Genomic DNA, 16,076 nt, shown 5'->3' with positions numbered 1-16,076 from the left:
GCTGTCCCCGGCTCAGCGCTCGCCCGCGTACGGGTCGTCTATGCCAAGCTCGGCCAGGATCTCGCGCTCCAGCTGTTCCATCGCCTCGGCTTCCTTGTCGTCCTCGTGGTCCCAGCCGAGCAGGTGCAGCACGCCGTGCACGGTCAGGTGCGCGTAGTGGGCGTTGAGCACTTTGCCCTGCTCCTCGGCTTCACGCGCCACCACCGGTGCGCAGATCACCAGGTCGCCCAGCAGCGGGAACTTGACGCCCTTGGGCAGGCCTTCCGGCACGTCGGCCGGGAAGCTCAGCACGTTGGTGGCGTAGTCCTTGCCCCGGTAGTGCCGGTTCAACGACTGGCCTTCCTTGCTGTCGACCACGCGGATGGCCAGGTCGGCCTCGCGGATGCGGCCCTTCAGCGCAGCCGCCACCCACTTGCGGAAGCTGACGGCCGAGGGCAGCCCGGCACGGGGCAGGGCGTAGTTGACGGCGACATCCAGTCGTACGGGACCACGGGTCATGGAGTCGCTCCAGGTTGGATCTCATGCAGGTCGCGGCGGTCGTAGGCACTGACGATGCGCGCCACCAGCGGGTGGCGGACCACGTCGCGGGCTTCGAAGAAGGTGAAGCTGACGCCCTCCACGTCGCGCAGCACGTCGATCGCATCGCGCAGGCCGGACTTCACGTGCTTGGGCAGGTCGGTCTGGGTCAGGTCGCCGGTGACCACGGCGGTGGAACCGAAGCCCAGGCGGGTCAGGAACATCTTCATCTGTTCGATGGTGGTGTTCTGCGCTTCGTCCAGGATCACGAACGCATCGTTGAGCGTGCGGCCGCGCATGTAGGCCAGCGGCGCGATCTCGATGACGTTCTTTTCCAGCAGCTTGAGCACCTTTTCCACGCCCAGCATTTCATACAGGGCGTCGTACAGTGGGCGCAGGTACGGGTCGACCTTCTGGCTCAGGTCGCCGGGCAGGAAGCCCAGCTTCTCGCCGGCCTCGACCGCCGGACGCACCAGGATCAGGCGCTGCACGCGTGATTCGTTCAGTGCTTCCACCGCGCTGGCCACGGCCAGGAAGGTCTTGCCGGTACCGGCCGGGCCGATGCCGAAGTTGATGTCGTGGCTGACGATCTGGTGCAGGTAGCGGCTCTGGTTGGAACCCCGGCCGCGCACGGTTCCGCGCTTGACCTTGATTGCCACGTCCTGCGCTTGGTAGGAGCGGTCGGCGATCTGTTCGATGTTGGCCGCGTTCAGCCGCAGGTGAATGGCGTGGTTGTCGAAGGTGGTCTCTGCGGCTTCTTCGTACAGCGCCTCGATCAGTTTCTGCGCCTCGGCGCTGGCCTCGGCCGGGCCGCTGATGCGGAACACGAAGCCGCGGTTGGCGATTTCCACGCCAAGCTTCAGTTCGATCTGGCGCAGGTGGCCGTCGAACGGGCCGCACAGGTTGGCCAGCTGCGCGTTGTCTTCCGGCGACAGGGTGAAGTCTCGATGCTCGATGCTTTTCATTGCTTGGGGTGGGGCGGGGTCGCCGTCCACCGCGATGGAGTCAGGGACGACAAGGGTAACGCGCAAGCCGGCATGACGACAGTTCTCCACACCGGGTGTGGACCGGCGCTGAAGAAACCTGTGGATACACCTTCGCAGGGCTTGTGCCACAAGGAAGATGATGCCGTGGTGAAAATTGTGCCAGTGCCTGCAGGGTTTTCCACATGCGGTGTGGACGGTGTTGCCACGAACCTGTGGATAGGTGGCAGCGAGCCTTGCGGCAGTGGCGTTGGCAGCGGCTGATCAATTATTGGCCAGCTCTGATCTGGATCATTGCGGGTGCACAGGGAGCATGGCACCGTGGCGCCATCGCAGGAGGTGGCGCATGGCCGTGGTCACGTGGGTGCGCAGGATGGGGTTGCTGGGCAGCTGCCTGCTGGCGGGGTGCGGCGAAGCACCACCAGCAGCACTGGGTACGCTTGAATGGGACCGGATCAGCGTGCCCGCGCCGGCGGCTGAAGTGATCAGTACCGTTGACGTGCGCGAGGGGCAGGCGGTCAAGGCGGGCGCGCTGCTGATGCGCCTGGACCCTGCCCGTGGCGCAGCCCAGCTCGACGCCGCGCAGGCCGAAACGGCCCGTGCGCAGGCACAGCTCGAGGAAATGCAGGTGGGCCCGCGTCCGGAGCAGATCGCCCAGGCGCAGGCACAGCTCACCGCGCTGCGCGCGCAGGCGGCGGAAGCCACCGCTTACTACCGCCGGGTGCAACCGCTGGCCCGTCAGCGGTTGGTGGCTGCCGCTGATCTGGACCGGGCCCGCGCGGCCGCCGACAACGCCGTGGCCAGCGTGCGTGCTGCCGAACAGGCATGGCTGCAGCTGCAGCGCGGCAACCGTCGTGAGGACATCGCCCAGGGCCAGGCCGCCTCCAGGGCGACACAGGCACAGGAGGTCGTGCAGGCCGTCAACCTGCAGAAGCTGCAGCTGCGCGCGCCGCGCGATGGGGTGGTCGATGCGTTGCCCTACAGGCAAGGCGACCAGGCACCGATCGGTGCACCGTTGGTGGTGATGCTGGTGGGCGAACGGCCGTATGCGCGCGTGTACCTGCCGCAGCCGTTGCGCCTGCAGGTGAAGGTCGGGCAGGCCGCGCTGGTGCAGCTGGACGGCGCCAACACCGTGCTGAAAGCGCATGTGCGGTCGATCCGCAGCGAACCTTCCTTTACCCCCTATTACGCGTTGACTGGTGATGACGTCTCGCGGTTGAGCTACCTGGCCGAGATCGAGATCGACGACAGTGCCGACATGCAGGCGCTGCCCGCCGGGCTGCCGGTGCAGGTGCGCTTCTGAACCCGGTCGATGACATCGCCGTGCGTGCGCGGGGCCTGAGCCGCCGTTTCGGCGACCTGCTGGCGGTGGACAACGTCGATCTGCAGGTGCCGCGTGGGCAGGTATACGGCTTTCTCGGCCCGAACGGCTCGGGCAAATCGACCACCATCCGCATGCTGTGCGGGCTGCTTGAGCCGAGCTCGGGCGAGATCGACGTGCTGGGCCTGGCGATCCCGGCGCAGGCCGAGGCGTTGCGCCGCCGCATCGGCTACATGACCCAGCGCTTTTCGTTATACGAAGATCTGTCAGTGCGGGAGAACCTGGAATTCCTTGCCGCCATCCAGGATCTGCCACGCGCGCGGGCGCGGCAACGGGTCGATGCGCTGCTGCAGCAGTACCGCCTGCAGGATCGCCAGGTGCAGTTGGCCGGCACCCTCAGCGGGGGGCAGAAGCAGCGGCTGGCGCTGGCCGGTGCGGTGATCCATGCGCCGGAACTGCTGTTCCTGGATGAGCCGACCAGTGCGGTCGATCCCGAGTCGCGTCGCGATTTCTGGGAGGCGCTGTTCGAACTCGCCGATGCCGGCACCACGGTGCTGGTGTCCACCCATTACATGGACGAGGCCGAACGCTGCCACCGGCTGGCGATCCTTGATCGCGGTGCCCTGGTAGCCGATGGCACGCCGGCCGAACTGTGCGCGCAGCTGCAGGGTCGCACCCTGGCCGTCACCACCGCGCAACCCCGGCAGGCCAGCCGCGCGCTGGCGGCGCTGCCGGGCGTGCTCAGCGTGGCGCAGATCGGCACCGAGCTGCGTGTGCTGTGCAGTGAGGGCGCGGCCGATACCGCCGTGCTGGCGCAGGCCCTTGCCACCGCCGATCCGCAGGCCAGCATCGAACCGGTGGCGCCCAACCTGGAAGACGTCTTCGTTTCCGCTACCCGTGGCCGCGGCCGGGAGCCGGCGGCATGAGCCTGCGACGGCTGTGGGCGATCATGCTCAAGGAGCTGCGCCAGCTGCGCCGCGACCGGATCACCCTGGCGATGATCATCGGCATCCCGGTGATGCAGCTGCTGCTGTTCGGCTATGCGATCAACCTCAACCTGCGGCACCTGGATGCCGGCATCGCCGACCAGGCCAACAGTGCGGCTTCTCGCGCGCTGGTGCAGGACATGGTCGCCACCGGTGTGATCGCCCCGCGCGCACAGGCCTACACGCCCGACCAGCTGATGGAGGCGTTGCGACGGGGCCGAATCAGCGTGGGCATCGTGATTCCCGCCGATTTCGAACGACGCCGCTACGAAGGCCGCGAAGCGGTGCAGGTACTGGTCGATGGCAGCGACACGGTGGTGCAAAGTGCGGCGATCCAGTTGGCGCAGGTACCGCTGGACACGCGCCCGACCAGCAACACACGGCCGCTGCGCGAGGGCAATATTGCCAGCGGGCCGTTAAGCGTCATCAGCTTCTACAATCCGCAACGACGGTCAGCGGTGAACATCGTGCCCGGCCTGATCGGGGTGATCCTGACCATGACCCTGGTGATGTTCACTGCAGTGGCGGTGGTACGCGAGCGCGAACGCGGCAACATGGAGCTGCTGATCGCCACGCCGGTATCGCGCAGCGAACTGATGGTCGGCAAGGTATTGCCATACGCAGCGATCGGTCTGCTGCAGACCACCCTGGTGCTGCTGCTGGGTACGTGGTTGTTCGAGGTCCCGATCCGCGGCAGCCTGCTGGATGTCTATCTTGCCGCCGTGCTGCTGGTGCTGGCCAACCTGGCGCTGGGCCTGTTGATTTCAACCCGGGCGCGTTCGCAGTTCCAGGCCATGCAGATGACCCTGTTCCTGTTCCTGCCCTCCATCCTGCTGTCGGGCTTCATGTTCCCGTTCGCCGGCATGCCCCGGCCGGTGCAGTGGCTGGCTGAAGTATTGCCGCTGACCCATTTCCTGCGCCTGGTACGCGGCATCATGCTGCGCGGGGCTTCGCTGTGGGAGCTGTGGCCCGACGCGCTGGCGCTGCTGGTGTTCATCGTGGCGATGATGACCCTGGCCATCCTGCGCTTCCGCAAACGCCTGGATTGAAGCATGCCGACCAACGGTCGGCATCCACCCCGGTAGGTGCCGACCGCTGGCCGGCATCAATTGCGGTGGGTGCCGACCGTTGGTCGGCACGCCTCAATTCCTCGGTGGGTGCCGACCGTTGGTCGGCACACCTTATTCCGTCACCACGCGCCCGCGCAGCGAGTTGGTCATCGCTTCCGTGATCACCACGTCCACGAACTGGCCGATCAGGCGCGGGTGCGCCGGGAAGTTCACCGAACGCATGTTCTCGGTCTTGCCGGTCAGCTCGTTGGGGTTCTTGCGCGAAGGGCCTTCCACCAGCACGGTCTGTACGCTGCCGACCATCTTTTCGGAGATCTGCGCGGCATGCGCGTTGATCTGTTCCTGCAGCCGCGACAGGCGCGCATGCTTTTCCGCGTCGCTGATCGTGTCTTCCAGGTCTGCAGCCGGCGTACCCGGGCGACGCGAATAGATGAAGGAGAAGCTGTGGTCGAAGCCGATGTCCTCGATCAGCTTCATGGTCTTCTCGAAATCAGCATCCGTCTCGCCGGGAAAACCGACGATGAAGTCCGAACTGATCGAGATATCGGGGCGCACCGCACGCAGCTTGCGGATCTTCGACTTGAATTCCAGTGCGGTGTAACCGCGCTTCATCGCCGACAGCACGCGGTCGCTGCCTGCCTGCACCGGCAGGTGCAGGAAGTTGGCCAGCTGCGGCACGTCGCGGAACGCGTCGATCAACGAATCGCTGAACTCCAGCGGGTGCGAGGTGGTGAAACGGATGCGACCGATGCCGTCGATCTCGGCGATGGTGCGGATCAGCAGGCCGAGGTCGGCGAGCTCGCCATCACCATAGGGGCCACGGTAGGCGTTGACGTTCTGGCCGAGCAGATTGATTTCGCGCACGCCCTGTGCCGCAAGCTGTGCCACTTCCACCACCACGTCTTCGAACGGACGGCTGACTTCGGTACCACGCGTGTAGGGCACCACGCAGAACGAACAGTACTTGGAGCAGCCTTCCATGATCGATACGAACGCCGACGCGCCATCGGCACGTGGTTCGGGCATGCGATCGAACTTCTCGATTTCCGGGAAGCTGATGTCCACCTGCGGGCGCTGCTGCTCGCGACGGGCGCGGATCAGTTCCGGCAGGCGGTGCAGCGTCTGCGGGCCGAACACCAGGTCGACGAACGGCGCACGCTTGATGATCGCCTCGCCTTCCTGCGACGCCACGCAACCGCCTACGCCGATGATGACCTCGCGGCCCTGGTTCTTCAGGCTCTTCCAGATGCCCAGCTGGCTGAACACCTTCTCCTGCGCCTTTTCGCGGATCGAGCAGGTATTGACCAGGATGACGTCGGCGTCTTCCGGGCGATCGGTCAGTTCCAGGCCATCGCTGGCGGCGAGCACGTCGGCCATCTTGGCCGAGTCGTACTCGTTCATCTGGCAACCGTGGGTCTTGATGTACAGCTTGCCCTTCACCTGGTCGGGCTTGCGCGGACCAGAGGGCAGGGCAACGAGCGGAGTGCCGCCCTGGGCGGCGGGCGGAAAGACGTCTGGCGTCCCGGTCATGGCGCTTAATCCATTCGGGTGGCGGGAAAGGGGGCGATTCTACCCGCATCCCAGGGCGTGCGCCCGGCGCAACGCCAGCGGCGCCGCACTGGGCGCTCGCGGGGCATGGCCCCGCGCTACCTGCATCCCGCCCCGTTCGGTAGCGCCGGGCCGGGTGCCCTCACGCCGCGATCAGCTCCGCATCGATCTGCCGCGAACGATCAAACGCGGTCATCGCGCTCATTCGATCGATGTAGGCGGCCGTCGCCGGTGCTGGCTGCACCAGGCCGAACGCACTGGTCCATGCCAGCGCATTGCCCCACAGCACGTCGGCCGCACTCATCACCTCGCCCAGCAGGTACGGTCCCTGCGCGAGCTGCGCTTCGATCACCTGCAGCACCGTATCGGCATCGTTATAGGGCGACATCGCATGCGGCGGCGGATCGCGGCGCATCGCCCGGTCGATCATGGCCGGCTCGAAACAGGCGCCATAGAAGGCCATCCAGCGCAGGTAAGGGCCGCGCAGGGCGTCGCCGATCGGCGGTGCCAACCCGGCCTCCGGGTACAGGTCGGCCAGGTACAGGTAGATCGCCACCTGCTCGGTTACCAGGGCGCCGTTGTGGACGATGGCCGGCACCTTGCCCATCGGGTTGATCGCCAGATAGGCCGGGGCCAGGTTGGCGCCAGCCTTCAGGTCCAGCACCTGCATGCGGTAGTCGGCGCCCAGCGCTTCGAGCAGGGCGACAGCGCCGCTCGAGCGTGAACGGGCGGCGTGGTAGAGGGTGATCTGGCGTGACGTCATGGCATTGCTCCCTGCAGGTGGTGGTGAAGTGGGGCCCATGCTGGGGCACAATTGCGGACGACTTCTGTCCGCGATCCGTCATGCGCCATACCGCCCATCGCCTGCTTCGCCTGATTTCCCTGCTGCAGGCCCGCCGTCACTGGTCCGGCGCCGAGCTGGCCGAGCGCATGGGCGTGGACCGGCGCAGCATCCGTCGCGATGTCGAGCGCCTGCGTGAGCTGGGGTATCCGGTACAGGCCTCGGCCGGTGTAGGTGGCGGCTACCGGCTGGGCGCCGGTGCGCCGGTGCTGCCGATGCTGCTGGATGAGGAGGAGGCCACCACACTGGCGATTGCCCTGCGCGCGGCGTCGGCCACGGTGTCCGGCATCGACGACACCGCACGCGGCCTGCTGTCCAAGCTCGACCCGCTGGTGCCGGCGCGTCGCCGCCAGCAGGCCGGCGAAGTACATGCCGCCACCGCAACCCTGTCCGACCTGCCGTCCACCGACGCGCGCCTGCTCGGGCGACTGGCCCAGCATTGCCGGCAGGCCGCGCGGCTGGCCTTCGAATACCGCAGCGCGCAGGACGCGGTGACGCAACGCGAAGTCGAGGCCCAGCACCTGGTCAACTACGGACGGCGCTGGTATCTGCTGGCCTGGGACCTGGGGCGGCAGGACTGGCGCACGCTGCGCGTGGACCGGATGGGCGCAGTGCGTCCGCTGCCAGAGCCTGGCCTGCATCGGCGCACTCCGGCGCCGCCGGATGTGATGGTGCGGCAGGCGGTCAGCCAAGCGCCGTTCGCGCTGCAGGCCGTCCTGCGCCTGGCCGGCAGCGAAGCGGAGCTGACCGGGTGCATTCCGCCCTGGTGCGGTGTGCTGGAGGCCGACGGGCCAGAACATTGCCTGTTGCGGATGGGCGCGGAGAGCCGCGGCATGATGCTGGCGCAGATCCTCAGCCTGGATCGCCTGCCGGTGGCGGTGTGGACCACGCCGGCCGAGCTGCGCGAGGAGCTGGCCCAGCGCCTGGCCGGGCTTGGCCAGGTCCTGGCCGTGCCCGCCGTCACGGTCTGAGCCGGCGCCCTTGGCAAGCCGCAGCGAAGCTGGGACACTCGCGGCCATGAAGGGGAGACTGGGGATAACGGCGATCATCATCGCTGCGCTGACCGCTGCGCCGGCCAGCGCCGGTACCCTGTACAAGTGCCTCGGCGCCGACGGTGTCACCAGCTATGTCAGCAAGCGGGTGGCTGGTGCCCAATGCAGCACCATCAGCTATACCCGCAGCGCGGGCAGGGCGGCGCGCGCTCCGGTCGCCACGCCGGTGCCGGCGCCGCTACCAGTACCTGCGGCACCTGCGGCACCTGCTGCAGTGGTGGCCAGCGCCGAGCGTAATCCGGTCGCGGTTGCCGCCGCTGCGGCCAGTCCTGCTGTCGCAGCGACCCCGGCACCCGCAACGACCTCTACGCCGGCCAGTCCGCGCGGCGGCAGGATGGTCAGCGGACAGGTCTATTCGTACATGCAGGACGGGGTGCGCCACTACACCAGCGCACGCCCGACCCAGGTCGCCAACCTCGGCCCGGTGCGGACCATCCGCTACAGCTTCATGGAGCGCTGTTACGCCTGCGGGGTCAATCCGCGCGTCGATTTCGGCAGCGTGCGCCTGAACACCACGGCCTTCCAGAGCGAGATCACCTCGGCCGCACGCGAATTCGGGGTGGAAGAGGCAGTGGTACGCGCGATCATCCATGCCGAGTCGGCCTACAACCCGACCGCACTCAGCCGTGCCGGCGCCCAGGGCCTGATGCAGCTGATGCCGCCCACCGCCGCGCGCTTCGGCGTCAGCGATTCCTACGACGCGGGGCAGAACATCCGTGGCGGTGTGCAGTATCTGGCGTGGCTGTTGAAGCGTTTCAATGGAGACCTGACCCTGGCCGCTGCCGGCTACAACGCGGGCGAGGGCGCGGTCGATCGCCATCGCGGCGTGCCGCCCTACAGCGAGACCCAGTATTACGTGCGCCGGGTCGGCCAGCTGGCCGAGCGCTATCGCACGGTGCTGAGCAAGCAGTAGGTGCCGACCGTTGGCTGGCACACCTTTGAACAGGTAGTGCCGGCCGCTGGCCGGCAACCCCGCAAACTATGTTGTTGCAATGCGTTGTGTGGCGCGCAACGGTTCCGCTACACTCGACCGAGATTCAATGCGGCTCTGGCCCCCACCGGAACCGCTGGCAGCCTTAAAGCTACCTAATCAATATCGGAGTGCCGGATGGCCAACGATGGGGTACACGATCCAGTCAACACCGGACGTCGGCGTTTTCTTACTGCCACCACAGCCGTGGTGGGCGCCGTCGGCGTCGGATTCACCGCAGTTCCTTTCATCAAATCCTGGAACCCCAGTGCCCGCGCCAAGCTTGCCGGCGCACCGGTGGTGGCCGACATCAGCGCCCTGCAGGAAGGCCAACGCCTGATCGTGGAATGGCGTGGCCAGCCGATCTGGATCGTCAAACGGTCCAAGGCGATCCTTGACGCGCTGCATGGGCTGGATGGCCGCTTGAAGGACCCCGAGTCCGGCGAGAAGGACCAGCAGCCGGAGTACGTGCTCAAGCAGAACCCGGAGCTGCGCTCGATCAAGCCCGAGATCTCGGTGCTGGTCGGTCTCTGCACGCACCTGGGCTGTTCGCCGGAAATGGTGGGTGAAATCCGCCCCGAGCCCTACGATCCGCAATGGAAGGGCGGCTATTTCTGCCCCTGCCACAAGTCGCGCTTCGACATGTCCGGCCGCGTCTTCAAGGACGTGCCCGCACCCATCAACCTGAAGGTGCCCGCGCACCACTACCAGGACGACAACACCATCATCATCGGTGTCGATCCGCAGGGGGCTGCCTGATGTCCAACATCCTCAGCCGTACCGCCACCGGCGTGGCCGACTGGGTCAATGCCCGCGCGCCGGGGTTGATGCCGATCTATCGCAAGCACGTCAGCGAGTACTACGCGCCGAAGAACTTCAACATCTGGTACTACTTCGGCTCGCTGGCGCTGCTGGTGCTGGTCAACCAGATCGTCACCGGCATCTTCCTGACCATGCACTACAAGACGAATGCCGCCGAAGCATTCGCCTCCATCGAATACATCATGCGTGACGTGGAGTGGGGCTGGCTGATCCGCTACATGCACTCCACCGGTGCCTCGCTGTTCTTCATCGTGGTCTACTTGCACATGTTCCGCGGGCTGCTGTACGGCAGCTACCAGAAGCCACGCGAACTGGTGTGGATCCTGGGCATGCTGATCTACCTCGTGCTGATGGCCGAAGCCTTCATGGGCTACGTGCTGCCGTGGGGCCAGATGTCGTTCTGGGGCGCCAAGGTGATCATCTCGCTGTTCGGCGCCATTCCGGTGATCGGCAACGGCCTGACCGAATGGATCATGGGCGATTACCTGCCCAGCGACGCCACGCTCAACCGGTTCTTCGCACTGCACGTGATCGCGCTGCCGCTGGTCCTGCTGCTGCTGGTGGTGCTGCACCTGGGCGCGCTGCATGAAGTGGGATCGAACAATCCCGATGGCGTGGAGATCAAGAAGGGCCCGAAGGGCAACCGCTGGTCACCGAACGCGCCGACCGACGGTATCCCGTTCCATCCCTACTACACACTCAAGGACGGCGTCGGTGCGGGCTTCCTGCTGATCATCGCGGCCTTCATCATCTTCTTCGCACCGGCCTTCGGTGGCCTGTTCCTGGAACACGACAACTTCACCGAAGCCAATCGCCTGGTCACCCCCGAGCACATCAAGCCGGTCTGGTACTACACGCCGTACTACGCGATGTTGCGGGTGGTGCCCAACAAGCTGGGTGGCGTGATCGTGATGTTCTCGGCCATCGCCATCCTGTTCCTGGTGCCCTGGCTGGACCGGGCCAAGGTCAAGTCCTACCGCTACCGCGGCTGGCTGTCGCGCGGCCTGCTGGGCATGTTCGTGGTGTGCTTTGCGTGGCTGATGGTGATCGGTTCCGGTCCTGGTACCGATGCACACGAGACCTATGTCGGGCGGGTGCTGACCTTCCTGTACTTCGCCTTCTTCATCACCATGCCGATATGGACAAGGCTGGACAAGACCAAGCCGGTACCGGAAAGGGTGACCACGCATGACTGAGCGCTGGATGGTCCGGCTGGCCCTGGCGGCCGCCCTGATGCTGGGCAGTACCCTGGCCATGGCCGCCGAGGGCGGCACCAAGCTCCTGCAGGCCGGTAACGACCTGGGTGACCGGGCGTCGCTGCAGCGCGGCGCCCAGTTGTACATGAACTACTGCAGTGGCTGTCATGCACTGAAGTACCTGCGCTATTCGCGGATGGGCGAGGACCTGGGGCTGAGCGAGGAAGAGGTGATGAACAACCTCAACTTCACCGGCTCGGCGATCGGCGATCCGGTGCCGGTGGCGATGCCCAAGGAGCAGGCCGAAAAGTGGTTCGGCAAGATGCCGCCGGACCTGAGCCTGATTTCCCGGGTGCGCGGCAGCGACTGGATCTACACCTACCTGAAGTCGTTCTACCTGGACAGCAGCCGCCCGCTGGGCTGGAACAATGCGCTGTTTGCCAACGCATCCATGCCCAATCCGTTGTGGGAGATGCAGGGCCTGCAGCATGCGGTACATGGCAAGGCCGAAGCAGCCGGCATGGACCCGCCGGTGACGGGCCTGCGCATCGAAAGCCCGGGTTCGGTCGATGCGGCGCAGTACGACCAGGCCGTGCGCGACATCACCAACTTCCTTGAATACGCCGGCGAGCCGGCCGCGCTGAAGCGGCAGCAGCTCGGTGTCTGGGTGATCCTGTTCCTGGCCCTGCTGACCTTCCTGGTGTACCTGTTGAAGAAGGAATACTGGAAGGACGTGCACTGATCCAGGGCCGGCCATCGCAACGGGCCTATTGGCTTTTGTGATGGTCGGTTGCACACTCGGGGAGGAGTCGACCGTCAGCACGGTGCTGGCGGCGCCGATACGGCAGGCGGTCTCCTGTCGTAGGAGAGCCTTTGATGGCGGCGAGCGTACGCATGCGCAATACACTGACGCTGTTTTCCTCGAACGACGATGTACTGTGCCACCGTGTGCGCCTGGTGCTGGCGGCCAAGGGCGTGAGTTTCGACTTCGTACCGGTGGATCCACAGAACCCGCCGGAAGATCTGATCGATCTCAATCCGTACCACTCGGTGCCGACCCTGGTCGAGCGCGAGCTGGTGCTGTATGCCGCGTCGGTGGTCAGCGAGTATCTGGACGAGCGCTATCCGCATCCGCCGCTGATGCCGGTTGACCCGCTGTCGCGCGCGCGCATCCGCCTGGCCATGCTGCGTATCGAGCACGACTGGGTGCCGCAGGTGCAGGCGATCCAGCTGGGCAACAAGACCCAGGCCGAGGCAGGGCGAAAGCGGCTGAAGGAACTGTTGACGGCCTCGCTGCCGTTGTTCAAGGCCAGCAAGTTCTTCCTCAACCCGGAAATGAGCCTGGCCGACTGCGCGATGGCGCCGATCATCTGGCGCCTGCAGTCGCTGGATGTGCCGTTGCCGAAGGACGGCAAGGCGATCGAGGACTATGGCAACCGGATCTTCCGCCACCCCGGTTTCGTCCGCAGCCTGACCGATCAGGAAAAGAAACTGCGCGATCTGCCGGGCTGATCCGCCATCCGCTTTCCCGTCTGCACGCCGACCGGCGTGCAGGCGATCCGCCCCGGCCGGGGCGTCGGGCGCTACACTTCACGCATGACCGAAGACTTCTTCCACATGACCAGCCACCGACCGTACCTGTTGCGGGCCCTGGTGGAATGGATCAATGACAACCAGCTGACGCCGCATATCCTGGTCGACGCCGGCGTTCCCGGCGTGCAGGTTCCGCCTTCAGCCATCAAGGATGGCCGGGTGGTGCTCAACATCGCCGAACGCGCGGTGGTACGGCTGGTGATCGACAACGAGTCGGTGAGCTTCTCGGCGCGCTTCTCCGGCACCAGCTATCCGGTGCAGGTGCCGATCAGCGCCGTACTGGCGGTATATGCCCGCGAAACCGGGCAGGGCATGGCCCTGCCGGATGACATTCCCGGTGGCGAGCCGGCGCCGGCCAGTGATGAGCTGTTGCACGACGATGAGCAGACGCCGCCGGACGACACGCCGCCCGCTGGTCCGCCGCCGAAAGGCCGTCCGACGCTGCGCGTGGTCAAGTAATGGTGGGGCCGACCGTTGGTCGGCACACCTTCAGCCCCTACACATCCTCGGCCTCTTCGTTGTCCGCACGGATCTGGCTGATCCGTGCCGCGCCCGGGCCGGTAAATGAAACCAGCTGGTCGCCGCGCAGCACCATGCGGCCCACATGGCGATCGATGCCGTCGTAGGAATACTCGAACTTGAAGGTGCGTTCGAAGCCGAGGCGTCCGTCTTCCCCGCGCGACAGGCGCAGGCCCGTGGCGTGCACCGCCTGGTCCAGCCACTGCACATCGGCGGCACGGCAGGCGTTGCGGCCCAGCTCGATCGCACGTTCGGCGGCCGAACGCGCTGCGTTCCAGAAGAAGTAGACGATACCGCCGGCAATGAGCAGGAACAGCAGGGTGGGCATGGCATCAGCCGTCAGGTGTCGATCCGCCAAAGATGGCGACGAATGGCGACCGGATCAAGCGGCATCTGCTCAGCGATTGTTGCCAGGCTCCGTTGTCGGCTGCAGCGGCACCGGTGTCGGCGCAGCGGGTATCGCCGGCGGAAGCGGTGCGACCCGCGGCGCAGTGGCATTCAACTGCAGCAGCGCGGCCCAATCCTGCCGGTTGAAGCTGCATTCGTCCTCACGGCCCGGTGTGCAGGTCGGGTCGATGCCGGTGGTGTCGCGCTCGCGCGGCGGCGGCAGCTTGATCGTGCCGGTGCGATCCAGTTGCAGCAGGCGCATCGCCACGGTGTTCATGACATTGCCGCCCACCAGGTAGAGCGTCTGGTCGCCACCGAGGTTGGCTGCCACCACCACTTCGCAATGCGATTTCCAATGGCCGACCGAGCCGTTGCCCAGGGCCTGCACCAATCCGCTGTAACTGAGCGTGCTGCTGCGGTCGCGCAGGAAGCACAGCAGATCGCCCGGCGCAGGCTTGGCGGTGGCCGGGTCCACCAGGCGGTAGGGCACGCCGGAAGGGCCTGCCTGGTAGGCGGCGCGGATGTAGTCGATATGGCGTGGGGAAGTATTGAAGCCGGGTACGCCGGCACGCACCATCACCCAGGAAATGAAGGCCGCCGACCACGGATTGTCGATCAGGAAGGCGCGGCAATCGCTGTCGGTGTAACGCGTGCCCAGCGGCGCCAGGCAGCTGCTGGCGCCGGGCTGGCTGCCCAGCGCGTTGAGCGTGCCGCTTTCGCGCCAGTAGCTGGTGACCCGTTGCCAGGCGATCAGGCCGTTGTCGGCCAGATGATCGCCTTCGGCCTCGGTGACACTGAGGCTGGCGGCGCGGCCGTCACGGTCGATGAAGGGGCGATACCAGAGCCGATGCTCGTTGCAGGCGGTGTTGCGGATGGCGACCGCCAATGGGCTCAGGCCGAAACGCGGTGGGACATCGCAGGCTTCGACAGCGGCGGCCGAGAAAGGCGTCGCGGCCAGCAGCAGGCAGGCAGGCAAGAGCATCCGGCGCATGCGCGGCTCCTGTGGGGGATGGCCGCAGCGTCGCAGCGCCGTTGTGAACGCCGGGTGTGAGAACGGTAGTGCCGGCCGTTGGCCGGCAACATCACGATCCGCGAATCCACCCTCAACCCGGTGGCGGACCCAGTTTCAACGACAGGTCGATTGCCTGCACGTGTTTGGTCAGGCCGCCGATGGAAATGCAGTCCACCCCATCTTCGGCGATCGAGCGCAGGCCGCCGAGGCCGACGCTGCCGGACACCTCCAGTGGAATGCGGCCTTCGGTGATGCGCACCGCTTCGCGCCGCAGTTCCGGGCTGAAGTCGTCCAGGAGGATGCGTTCACAGCCGGCTTCCAGCGCCTGCCGCAGCTGTTCCAGGTCCTCGACCTCGACCACCAGCGGCAGCTGTGGCCATTGCTGGCGGGCGGCCGACACAGCGGCAGCCAGTGAACCGGCCGCGCGGATGTGGTTCTCCTTCAGCATCACCGTGTCGTACAGGCCGAAGCGGTGGTTGTCGCCACCCCCGCACCGCACCGCGTATTTCTGGGCCAGGCGCAGGCCGGGCAGGGTCTTGCGGGTATCAAGGATGCGCGTACCTGTGCCTTCCACCGCAGCCACGTAGCGGGCCGTGGTGGTGGCGGTGCCGGACAGGGTCTGCAGGAAATTCAGCGAGGTGCGTTCGGCGCTGACCAGGCTGCGGCTGCGTCCGTGCAGCAGGGCCAGCACGGTGCCGGCACTGACGCTGTCGCCTTCGGCCACCCGCCACTCGATCTGCACGTCCGCATCGAGTGCGCGATGGGTGGCATCGAACCACGCACGGCCCGCGATCACCGCATCCTGCTTGCACAGCAGGTAGGCGTTGTCGGGCTGATCGGGCAGCAGGGCGGCGGTGACGTCACCGCTGCCCAGGTCCTCGGCCAACGCGCGGGCGACATCGGCCGCGACGACGGCTGGATCCGGCGTCGGCAGCGCGCTCATGCGGCCGGGAAGTCGGCGATCTGTGCGGTCGGGATGGCTTCTTCGGCCAGCAGCACCGGGATGCCGTCGTCGACGCGGAACACCTGCTTGCGGTCGCGGGTGACCAGGGCTTCGCGCAGCGGCTGCGCCAGCGGGTTGCCATCGGCGCGGTTGACGGAACCGGCGGCGATCGCCCGGTTGAGGGCTTCCAGGCCCTTGCCATCCAGCAGGGACAGGGGCTGGCGGGTGTCGGGCGATACCAGCAGGTCGAGCAGCTTGCGATCCATGGTTCTTCGTCTTGCGTGGAAGATGGCTAGAATACGTCTTTAAGGCAGGTG

Annotated in this window: 18 protein-coding genes; 10 read left to right on the top strand and 8 right to left on the bottom strand. The window is 66.5% G+C overall.

Going from position 1 to position 16,076, the window contains the following annotated elements:
- Positions 1–12: 12 nt before the first annotated feature.
- Together ybeY and AC3WTC_RS08935 are read right to left on the bottom strand one after the other, a co-directional pair.
- Positions 13–498 (bottom strand): rRNA maturation RNase YbeY, encoded by a 486-nt coding sequence (gene ybeY / locus AC3WTC_RS08940; RefSeq protein WP_033830754.1) that lies wholly within the window; start codon positions 496–498, stop codon positions 13–15.
- Positions 495–1,481 (bottom strand): PhoH family protein, encoded by a 987-nt coding sequence (locus AC3WTC_RS08935; RefSeq protein WP_315829422.1) that lies wholly within the window; start codon positions 1,479–1,481, stop codon positions 495–497. Before AC3WTC_RS08935 ends, ybeY begins: the two co-directional genes overlap by 4 nt.
- A 364-nt stretch (positions 1,482–1,845) precedes the next feature.
- Here AC3WTC_RS08935 and AC3WTC_RS08930 point away from each other — a divergent pair, with 364 nt between their 5' ends.
- Genes AC3WTC_RS08930 through AC3WTC_RS08920 form a run of 3 tightly spaced genes read left to right on the top strand, consistent with a single transcriptional unit; the run spans position 1,846 to position 4,855 of the window.
- On the top strand, positions 1,846–2,802 hold the full coding sequence (locus tag AC3WTC_RS08930; protein WP_492711308.1) for an HlyD family secretion protein: 957 nt from the start codon (positions 1,846–1,848) through the stop codon (positions 2,800–2,802).
- Positions 2,803–2,822: 20 nt separating this feature from the next.
- Positions 2,823–3,746, top strand: a complete 924-nt coding sequence (locus AC3WTC_RS08925) for an ABC transporter ATP-binding protein (RefSeq protein ID WP_492711307.1) — start codon at positions 2,823–2,825, stop codon at positions 3,744–3,746.
- A complete protein-coding gene (locus AC3WTC_RS08920) occupies positions 3,743–4,855 on the top strand; it encodes a DUF2705 family protein (protein WP_431601378.1) in 1,113 nt (370 codons plus the stop codon). The genes AC3WTC_RS08925 and AC3WTC_RS08920 overlap by 4 nt, the downstream gene beginning before the upstream one ends.
- A gap of 132 nt (positions 4,856–4,987) precedes the next feature.
- Here the strand turns inward: AC3WTC_RS08920 and miaB are convergent, their stop codons facing one another.
- Positions 4,988–6,406: a tRNA (N6-isopentenyl adenosine(37)-C2)-methylthiotransferase MiaB gene (miaB, locus tag AC3WTC_RS08915; RefSeq protein WP_492711306.1), complete on the bottom strand. Its 1,419-nt coding sequence runs from the start codon at positions 6,404–6,406 to the stop codon at positions 4,988–4,990.
- Between the two features lie 160 nt (positions 6,407–6,566).
- Positions 6,567–7,187 carry a glutathione S-transferase family protein gene (locus tag AC3WTC_RS08910; RefSeq protein WP_025875290.1) on the bottom strand — a complete coding sequence of 207 codons (621 nt, stop codon included), beginning with the start codon at positions 7,185–7,187 and terminating at the stop codon, positions 6,567–6,569.
- 80 nt (positions 7,188–7,267) lie between these two features.
- Between AC3WTC_RS08910 and AC3WTC_RS08905 the strand changes: the two genes are divergently transcribed.
- From AC3WTC_RS08905 to AC3WTC_RS08875, 7 genes are all read left to right on the top strand, one after another.
- A complete protein-coding gene (locus AC3WTC_RS08905; RefSeq protein ID WP_492711305.1) occupies positions 7,268–8,236 on the top strand; it encodes a helix-turn-helix transcriptional regulator in 969 nt (322 codons plus the stop codon).
- 46 nt (positions 8,237–8,282) lie between these two features.
- Positions 8,283–9,230, top strand: a complete 948-nt coding sequence (locus AC3WTC_RS08900) for a lytic transglycosylase domain-containing protein (protein WP_492711304.1) — start codon at positions 8,283–8,285, stop codon at positions 9,228–9,230.
- Positions 9,231–9,425: 195 nt separating this feature from the next.
- Positions 9,426–10,046, top strand: a complete 621-nt coding sequence (gene petA / locus AC3WTC_RS08895; RefSeq protein WP_025875286.1) for a ubiquinol-cytochrome c reductase iron-sulfur subunit — start codon at positions 9,426–9,428, stop codon at positions 10,044–10,046.
- Positions 10,046–11,305, top strand: coding sequence for a cytochrome b (locus tag AC3WTC_RS08890; protein WP_025875284.1), 1,260 nt, complete (start codon positions 10,046–10,048; stop codon positions 11,303–11,305). Before petA ends, AC3WTC_RS08890 begins: the two co-directional genes overlap by 1 nt.
- Positions 11,298–12,047 (top strand): cytochrome c1, encoded by a 750-nt coding sequence (locus tag AC3WTC_RS08885; protein WP_025875282.1) that lies wholly within the window; start codon positions 11,298–11,300, stop codon positions 12,045–12,047. The genes AC3WTC_RS08890 and AC3WTC_RS08885 overlap by 8 nt, the downstream gene beginning before the upstream one ends.
- A 134-nt stretch (positions 12,048–12,181) precedes the next feature.
- Positions 12,182–12,817, top strand: coding sequence for a glutathione S-transferase N-terminal domain-containing protein (locus tag AC3WTC_RS08880; protein ID WP_025875280.1), 636 nt, complete (start codon positions 12,182–12,184; stop codon positions 12,815–12,817).
- A gap of 84 nt (positions 12,818–12,901) precedes the next feature.
- The gene (locus AC3WTC_RS08875; protein ID WP_025875278.1) at positions 12,902–13,357 is read left to right on the top strand and encodes a ClpXP protease specificity-enhancing factor; all 456 of its coding nucleotides are present in this window, start codon (positions 12,902–12,904) and stop codon (positions 13,355–13,357) included.
- A gap of 37 nt (positions 13,358–13,394) precedes the next feature.
- On the opposite strand, the gene AC3WTC_RS08870 is transcribed toward AC3WTC_RS08875, so the two are convergent.
- From AC3WTC_RS08870 to AC3WTC_RS08855, 4 genes are all read right to left on the bottom strand, one after another.
- Positions 13,395–13,745, bottom strand: a complete 351-nt coding sequence (locus tag AC3WTC_RS08870) for a DUF3301 domain-containing protein (protein ID WP_025875275.1) — start codon at positions 13,743–13,745, stop codon at positions 13,395–13,397.
- Between the two features lie 69 nt (positions 13,746–13,814).
- The gene (locus AC3WTC_RS08865) at positions 13,815–14,795 is read right to left on the bottom strand and encodes a DUF2272 domain-containing protein (protein WP_025875273.1); all 981 of its coding nucleotides are present in this window, start codon (positions 14,793–14,795) and stop codon (positions 13,815–13,817) included.
- Between the two features lie 112 nt (positions 14,796–14,907).
- A complete protein-coding gene (gene nadC / locus AC3WTC_RS08860) occupies positions 14,908–15,759 on the bottom strand; it encodes a carboxylating nicotinate-nucleotide diphosphorylase (RefSeq protein ID WP_492711303.1) in 852 nt (283 codons plus the stop codon).
- Positions 15,756–16,025, bottom strand: a complete 270-nt coding sequence (locus AC3WTC_RS08855; protein WP_025875269.1) for a Trm112 family protein — start codon at positions 16,023–16,025, stop codon at positions 15,756–15,758. Before AC3WTC_RS08855 ends, nadC begins: the two co-directional genes overlap by 4 nt.
- Positions 16,026–16,076: the final 51 nt, after the last annotated feature.

It is taken from the genome of Stenotrophomonas sp. FW305-C-20-S1, from assembly GCF_058783335.1.
Note: the sequence above shows the minus strand (reverse complement) of the source record. Positions and strands in the feature narration are given on the sequence as shown.